Annotated in this window: 7 protein-coding genes; 1 reads left to right on the top strand and 6 read right to left on the bottom strand. The window is 43.4% G+C overall.

Annotation, left to right across the window (positions count from 1 at the left end; all coding sequences use genetic code 11):
• Positions 1-276: 276 nt before the first annotated feature.
• On the bottom strand, positions 277-1287 hold the full coding sequence (locus IM322_RS15200) for a DUF3344 domain-containing protein (RefSeq protein ID WP_287677168.1): 1011 nt from the start codon (positions 1285-1287) through the stop codon (positions 277-279).
• A 913-nt stretch (positions 1288-2200) separates the two neighbouring features.
• On the opposite strand from IM322_RS15200, the gene psb28 reads away from it, so the two are divergent.
• Positions 2201-2539 (top strand): photosystem II reaction center protein Psb28, encoded by a 339-nt coding sequence (gene psb28, locus IM322_RS15205; protein WP_002758684.1) that lies wholly within the window; start codon positions 2201-2203, stop codon positions 2537-2539.
• A gap of 64 nt (positions 2540-2603) precedes the next feature.
• Here the strand turns inward: psb28 and IM322_RS15210 are convergent, their stop codons facing one another.
• From IM322_RS15210 to IM322_RS15230, 5 genes are read right to left on the bottom strand one after another with little or no spacing between them, the layout of a single operon-like run.
• Positions 2604-3122 (bottom strand): FKBP-type peptidyl-prolyl cis-trans isomerase, encoded by a 519-nt coding sequence (locus IM322_RS15210; protein WP_287677171.1) that lies wholly within the window; start codon positions 3120-3122, stop codon positions 2604-2606.
• Between the two features lie 6 nt (positions 3123-3128).
• A complete protein-coding gene (locus IM322_RS15215) occupies positions 3129-3452 on the bottom strand; it encodes a phasin family protein (RefSeq protein WP_002758682.1) in 324 nt (107 codons plus the stop codon).
• A gap of 14 nt (positions 3453-3466) precedes the next feature.
• The gene (locus tag IM322_RS15220; RefSeq protein ID WP_287677174.1) at positions 3467-5290 is read right to left on the bottom strand and encodes a phosphodiester glycosidase family protein; all 1824 of its coding nucleotides are present in this window, start codon (positions 5288-5290) and stop codon (positions 3467-3469) included.
• A gap of 10 nt (positions 5291-5300) precedes the next feature.
• Positions 5301-5801 carry a type II toxin-antitoxin system VapC family toxin gene (locus IM322_RS15225; protein WP_287677176.1) on the bottom strand — a complete coding sequence of 167 codons (501 nt, stop codon included), beginning with the start codon at positions 5799-5801 and terminating at the stop codon, positions 5301-5303.
• Positions 5786-7333 (bottom strand): bifunctional pantoate--beta-alanine ligase/(d)CMP kinase, encoded by a 1548-nt coding sequence (locus IM322_RS15230; protein ID WP_287677178.1) that lies wholly within the window; start codon positions 7331-7333, stop codon positions 5786-5788. Before IM322_RS15230 ends, IM322_RS15225 begins: the two co-directional genes overlap by 16 nt.
• Positions 7334-7540: the final 207 nt, after the last annotated feature.

The following is a 7540-nucleotide window of genomic DNA, read 5'->3' on the forward strand; positions in this document are numbered from 1 at the left end:
AAATGGACGGGTCGGAAGGCATAAGACTACCGCTAAAGTAGCAGTATCCTTCCTGTGAAGCGTCAACCCCGTTCAGCGACCACCCTAAAAAAGTGGCGTGGTGAGGAATCGCCGTCCGTTTTACGGCGGCGAGGATGTCAAACCATTTTTCAAGAGTAATGGCAGAGATGGTTAATTGCCCTCACCCCCAACCCCTCTCCCAGAAAGGGAGAGGGGAGTAGGAGGCAAGAGGCACTCTTGCCTCATCTCAACAAGCAATTTAAATTCGCGGGCAGCTTAGGATTTTTTACCACGACGAGATAGTAAGATACCGATGGCACCGATACCGAAAATACCCAGTGTCATGGATGGTTCGGGGACGGGAGTGGCAGTGATCTTAAATCCACTGGTGATAAACAGCCCAAAAACGTTATCATCATTGGTTGGGTTCTGTGTTGTTAAGCGCAGGAAAGTATCTCCAAGTGAGATAAAAGGATCGGCATTCTCGATGTTGCCGAGAGCGAGGTTATAGTATTCATCATCGATTCTCGGAGCGGAGGGGTCGGAGGGGGAATCGAATGGGCCGGGGTTAGCAGGGTCATCACCTATTCCCCCAACAGTTATTAAGCCTCCGTCGGCTGCTTCACCGTCATCCTGTCCTCCTGCACTTGTGGTCAATCGTCGATTATTGGTCGAATCAGTGGTTACGTCAATCTGGGTGAATTGCCAACTCGGTTGACGGCTATAACTAGAGGCGAGTGAAACCAGAAAATCTCCTCCAGTGTAAGGACTGACAAAATCAAACTGGCTCGTGCCTCCTGTGGTGGACAGTTCCCCGTCTAAAATAACCGAGGTAAAACCTTGGGTAGAAGGATTGCTGTAGGCAACGACAAGAACCGCACCATCGTTATCGTCATTCTCAACGATACTAAAGTCTTGGAGTCCTCCCGTAACACTGGACTTGATGATATCAGTAACATCCCAAAGAACAGTAGTAGCCGTGTTGTCCAATTGGGGACTAAGAGTAATTGCCAAACTCTCGGGGAGTGAAGTCCCATTAAAAGTTACTCCGTCAACTGGTTTATTCCAGACGGAAGCGGCATAGAGATAAGCCCTCTGAATAGTAGAACCTGTGGGTATATTGGCTTGAATAACTCCACTATTAGTTGTACTACCGAAGCCGTCAATAGAAAGGGCAGCGTCGGGAATGACTTCTCGTACTATGAAACCAGCGGAAGCAGGGGCAATGTTTAGGCAAAGTCCAACAGTAATCCCCAGGGGGAGCAATGAATAAGTAAGTTTTTTCATGATGAGCAACTAGTAACAACTTTCAGATTATAGCGTTTTTGAAGTATGGCGGTATTTGTCATCATTTCTTGACGATCAGATAATATTCCGACGTTCCGCCGTTCTCTAAAACCAGAAACTTCGTATCTCACTGTTAAGATAACTGCTAATAAACTGCATATCTATTCATAATTTGTTTAAGTCAAATTTTTCAAAGGTAATGGCAGAGATGGTTAATTGCCCTCACCCCCAACCCCTCTGCCAGAAGGCTGTTTTTTGGTATTTTTGAGACAGGTTGAGAGTTTCCAGCTTAAGATTTTCTTTATTTAGGACAGACATAGCGTGCTAACAGACTTAAAAAACTATTGGCTGCAAAATATCACTATTGCAATTAGCTTTGACAAATCCCAACACAGTCTAGACGAGAAGCGGGAAGCGATGGCAACAATTTAATTTAGTCCGACTATGATCGTACAACTTTTATACAAAGACTTGTGTGATTTGACGCAGTAAAAGAACTATTTAAGGACACAAGTAAGCTAAAACAGGCGTAATTAGTCAGCGCAATAAAAAGTTTTAATTGAGAAGGGACAGAACCTCCAGAGAACCAACTTGAGCCACTTTGCACACTTTTGTCTTTTTGTCAAATTCTGTGTTAAGAAAGATATGACACCGAATCCGTTTTTAATAGTGTGATTAACTCCCAAGTTATGGATTGTTTTTCCCTGCTCCCCGCTCCCCGCTCCCTGCTCCCCACTCTCCTATACCTTTTAAATAGGATTTAGTATGACTAATGGATAGGCCTGCTACGAATAAGGAAAAATGATATTGGTATTGATATTTTGAGCTTATGCTGTCCCATCTGCTTTTTACTTGCGACTTGGTGTGAGATGATCTAGAAATGTGTATTTCATGACAAGGATAAAGAAAAGTAATGGCAGAAATTCAGTTTTCCAAGGGGTTAAAAGAACCTGTTGTTCCCGATATCCGCTTAAGTCGCACTAAAACGGGGGAGAAAGGATCGGCAAAATTTTATTTTGAGCAACCGACTATCCTAGGAGATCAACAAACTGAAGAAATCACGGGGATGTATCTCATTGATGAGGAAGGGGAAATCGTCACCAGGGAAGTAAAAGGCAAATTCATCAACGGTAAACCCACGGCGATCGAAGCTACGGTTATTTTCAATTCTCCCGCAGAGTGGGATCGTTTTATGCGTTTTATGGAACGTTACGGTAGCGAAAACGGTCTAGAATTTACTAAATCTTCCTGATTAACCAGTAAAAAACCCGCATTCGGGATCGATGCGGGTAGAGGTAAGAAATCAGAAGAAAAACCTATTTAACTTCCAACAATTCCACATCGAAAAGTAAAGTCGCGTTGGGAGGAATCACCCCACCCGCACCCCGCGCACCATAACCTAATTCTGGGGGGATAATTAAGGTACGCTGCCCACCGACTTTCATCGATGCCACTCCTTCATCCCATCCTTTGATCACTTGACCAACTCCAATGGTAAAGGTAAAAGGTTGATTGCGATCTTTGGAACTATCGAATTTTTTGCCGTCTGTGAGGGTTCCCGTGTAGTGAACAGTCACTTTTTGACCTTTTTGAGGACTTTCTCCAGTTCCTTCCACGATATCGATGTATTTTAGTCCCGAATCGGTGGTGACTGCTTGATCTAAATCCATGGAGATGATTTCCTTATTAATAGTTTGAGTGATAGCGGGTGGCTCGATTTCTGCGGCGATCGCATTGATTTTTTCCCCCCCACCAAAGAGGGAAGCAACGATTAAAAATAAGCCACAAACCGCAATAATAGCAAAACTGAGCAAGATTTCGCGCATTGATTTCATAGTTCCCTAACGCCAGAGTTTATTCTCTAAGTCTCTCACCTGCCGTTCTAATCTATCAATCCTTCCTCGCAGTTCATCCATTTCCGATTGTCGGGGAACCCCTAAATCCTGCAAGATATTGCGGATATAGCGTTCTAAGTTATTCTCGAAGCTCCCTTGTTCAGACTTCATCTGTGTCATCAGATCATCGACAAAGTTTTTAGCCTGATCGGAATTGATTTTACCGTCTTTTACTAATTCGTCGCTCACTTCTTTGATCTTTTCTGCCACCATGGAAGTAGTGCCAATACCCATCAGCAGCAATTGTTTAATCCAGTCGCTATTATCCATTGTTTTCACACCTTTCAAGGAGACGGGGACAAAAATATCCCTATTCCATTATGGACTTTTGCGGCGGTAACGGCAGAGCGATCGAGCAGATAACCCCCCAAGGCTATCCCGGTGGAACTACCCCCATCTAGGTTTAAACCGTCCTTTGCCGACATTAACAGCAAAATTCGGGCTAATTCGCCTAAAGTTGCCCCCCGTCCCCCGACGCGATTATGGATAGCCACTAGCAAAATTTTTCCTTCTCGGCTGACTGCGATCGCACTACGGGACGCCTGTTGATTTTGGAATGCAGGACTAAATTTTTCGGCATTTCCGTCCAAAACTATGCGCCCATTCTGCAATAATAGGGGGCCAGCACCTAAAATCTGGGGATAATCAGCAAAATCTCTCGGTAGGGTGACGCTATCGAGGTTGACTCTTTCACCAATATTTAAATTAATATCTGTCTTTCGGCAGATGACTAAATAACCATTTTCTGGTATGGCGATACTATCCTGTGGGAAAAGATTATTTAATTTCTCCGTTATGCGATCGCCTTGGACGACTAACCCAGTTTCGCGCTCGGTGAGGGGATGATAATTACTCCCCCAATCGCGAGTATAACGACTGCAGCCGGCTGTCAGGAAAGCACTATTTAACTGGGTTAGGGGAAAACGTTGTCCAGTGGCAGTAATGAGAGTTTCCTCTAAACTAAGGCGATCGATCCTGATCTGACCACGATTATCCCATGCGATCGCTCCTCGGTTTAAAATTGGTCCGGATAACCATTTGCCATCGACACGAATTGCCCCCAAAGGTAACTGATTATTACGATTAAAAAAGCCGCCATTAATCATCGCTACCGCATTACTTTCGCTATTAATCATGATCAGGGGATTAGTGCCGCGCACTGAGGTGGAATTAGCGGTAATTGGTTTAATAGTTATCTGAGGATTTCTGGGATCGATTTCTAACCAAGTCACGGGAAACCAATCTTTATCTAACTGGATATATTTTTGATTCCAGATTAACCCTGGTTGCCAAACAATGCGCTTTTCATCCATAGCATCGGGACGAGAATCAATAATAATTCGGGGAGGATTATCCACACTGCTGATCTGTAATCCGTAGGCAGTGGGAAGATTGATTTTTAAACGACTGATCACTCCATTATTTTCTAAGGAAGTGATCTGAGTGGGTAAGTTATTATTGGAGTTGCCTAGATCATCTTCATCGTTATTTTGGTTACTGTTGCTGCTAGTTTGGGGTTGAAACCTAGAGATAAGGGATTGCTGGGCATTTCCTTCTAGGGTAATCACTGCTTGATTTTTTGCCTGACTAACTTGCCAAAAGGTCGGGCGATCGAGTTGAATAATAATCCTTTGTACTGCCCCATAATTTTCTAGCTGAATATCTTGAATCTGAGGAGCAGGAAAGTTAATAGTTAAACTATCGCCATTAATAGTGGTTGTTGCACCCGTTGTTAGTAAAATATCCGTAACGTCTAGCCAGCGATCGGAATTGATAAAATTAGCTGATAAAGTTTGTAAATTAAACCAGCTTATCGGTTGCTTTTTCGGATCATTTGTGCTAAGAAAATCCATGCCGAATAATTGTCTTGCTCCCGTGTCACTCATGGCAATTCTGGTACTATTTCCTACTGTCCACTGTTGCCAAGGAATAGAGAAAGAACGACCATTAAGAATAATTGTTCGTCCCTGTTGCTGGTTTGATAAATCCCTAGAAGCTAAAGTTATTGGTGATCTATGATCGGCTAAAGATATAGCTGGACTGCCGATAATTATCAAGGAAGTTACCGTTAAACAGATAGATTTGATAGTCAGGGAATTTAACTTCATAATTATCTTCCTAAATCACCTTGTTTAAGGGGAAATTTGACGATTTATATCCTTGGCAAGAGAGGCTAGAAGGGACTATATTTTCTTGATCGATAACCTCTAATAATTCTTCAGTTGTTACTACCATCGGTTTAGAGTTATATAGATAACTAGAGGCTTTTTTAAGTTTTTGATCATAGGTAACTAAATAATCACAATTAGCGGCACTACTTAAAATTAAAACATCGTTCGAGTCTGCCAAAATATTGCGAATATCTCTAGCATTTTGCCAATATTTATCAAGTTTAACTAAATCAAAATCCAAGATAGTCACCTTTTCTTGAATCCGATCGACTATTTCAGGATGATTACGAACTTCTGCTAAAAATAATAACTCTTGTAAAACAATCGCATTAATAGCAAGACAAACGCGATCGAGAAATACTCGATCGAATAAATGTACACTGGCTAGATCTCCTCGTAGATAAGAAATCAAAACATCAGTATCTAAAAAAACTAGAGGCTTCTCCATTGATTTTCTTCTCCTTGATGATAAAGAGCAATGATTTTTTCCGTGACTTCTGCAATACTGAGATGATCGCTATTAACTTCGATCGCATCTGCGGCTTTTCGCAGGGGTGCTAGGGAGCGATTACTATCCAAATAATCCCTTTTTTCAATCTCTTGGGTTAATTCTGCGAGACTAATACCCCCATTTCCCTGCGCTTCTAAGTCTTTCAATCTTCTTCTGGCTCTTTCTTCGGGTGTTGCTGTCAAGAAAATCTTTAATTCCGCTTCTGGGAAAACATTAGTACCAATATCCCGACCTTCGACGACTATTCCCCCTGACATTCCCATCTCTCTTTGCAGGGTGACTAACTGCTGTCGCACCGCTTTTTGAGCGGCAATTCTGGACACTTGCGCGGTAATTGCGGGAGAGCGAATCTCTAAAGTCACATCCTGCCCATTAATCTTCACTATAGTCACATTTTCGGGACTATCGGCTGGAATTATTGCTATCTTCGCTAAAGATAATAACTCGGCGATGGCCGCTTCTGCGGACAAATCCAGACCGGAATTGACCACTAACCATGTCACCGCGCGATACATCGCACCGGTATCGAGATAGGTTAACCCCAATTTTTCCGCTACTAAGCGCGTGACTGTGGATTTTCCCGCTCCAGCAGGCCCATCAATAGCGATAACTGCCCGACGTTGACGCAAGATAATATTATCAATTAAACGGGTTTGACCGATCAATCCAGCGATCGCTAACAAGCCATCTGTCTCGATCTGCTCGATCGGTTGTAAACTCTGGGGATGGACTAAATCCAGATACTGACAGCGAAATTCTGCTACTCTGTCCAGATTTTTTTGGACAATAGCCAGTAATTTTTCCCTTTGTCTTTCCCCTAAACGAAAACTTTCGAGAGCTAATTGCAAACTTTTGACGATAATTGTCGCTTTTTCCCTTTCTGTCGCCGATAGATACTGATTGCGAGAACTAACTGCTAATCCCGATGTTTCTCGCACTGTAGCACAAGCGCGAATCTCGATCGCTAAATTTAAATCCCTGACTAATTGCCGGATAATCGCTAACTGTTGGGCATCCTTTTCGCCAAAATAGGCGATCGTCGGTGCAATTATATTAAACAACCTAGTGACAATTGTGGCTACTCCCTGAAAATGCCCCGGACGAAAAGCACCACATAACCCGCTAGTCAGAGAAATCGGGGGAACAACTGCGGTTATCTCCTCAGAATCACCAATTCCTAAAGTTTCCGCACTCGGAGCAAAAATAGCAGCAACTCCCAAGGATTCACACAATTGGCGATCGCTGTCAAGGCTGCGGGGATAGCGAGAAAAATCCTCTGTGGGGCTAAATTGTAGAGGATTAACAAAAATACTAACCACAGTCACCTCCGCTTCGGCCACTGCGCGCCGAATTAGACTAGCATGACCTTTATGGAGCGCCCCCATGGTTGGCACAAGGGCAATACTGCGATCATGGCGATAATCAGCCAAAAAAGTGCGTAAACCGGGGATTGTTGTGAATATTTGCACAGGTTTCACTCCTTTAATCGCCTATTCCACTACTATTCGCCATTGCTTCTAGTCCATCGGCTTTAATTGACATCCTCGCCGCCGTAAAACGGACGGCGATTCCTCACCACGCCACCTTTTTAGAATGGTCGCTGAATGGGGTTGACGCTTCACGGGATGCTGCTTCTTTAACAGAAGTCTTACGCTTTCCTCCACGTCCGTTTAAAG

The sequence above is a fragment of the Microcystis sp. M109S1 genome, assembly GCF_020247025.1.
GTDB lineage: Bacteria > Cyanobacteriota > Cyanobacteriia > Cyanobacteriales > Microcystaceae > Microcystis.